The sequence below is a fragment of the Roseivirga seohaensis genome, assembly GCF_001592945.1.
GTDB lineage: Bacteria > Bacteroidota > Bacteroidia > Cytophagales > Cyclobacteriaceae > Roseivirga > Roseivirga seohaensis.
Genome location: NZ_LRPB01000026.1, coordinates 1 through 208, shown reverse-complemented (window position 1 = coordinate 208; position 208 = coordinate 1). Strand labels below are relative to the sequence as shown.

Annotated in this window: 1 protein-coding gene; it reads right to left on the bottom strand. The window is 38.5% G+C overall.

All coding sequences use genetic code 11. The features are described 5' to 3' along the window. On the bottom strand, positions 1 to 208 hold a 208-nt coding region (locus AWW67_RS19025), incomplete at both ends, for a hypothetical protein (RefSeq protein WP_176700032.1).

Genomic DNA, 208 nt, shown 5'->3' with positions numbered 1-208 from the left:
TAAGTCTGTAGTACCATCTACCTTTTTCAAGCTGGTTATTACTGGATTAGTTGCCGTACCACCAGAAATTGAAATGGAAATATCACTGATTTCTAATGCTCCACTTCCTCCATTCGTGCTGTAAAGTCCTTCACTCGCAAAAATCTCTACAAAAGTATTCCCATTATGTAAACTTAAGCTGGTAATTACTGGGGCTACTGCATCAATC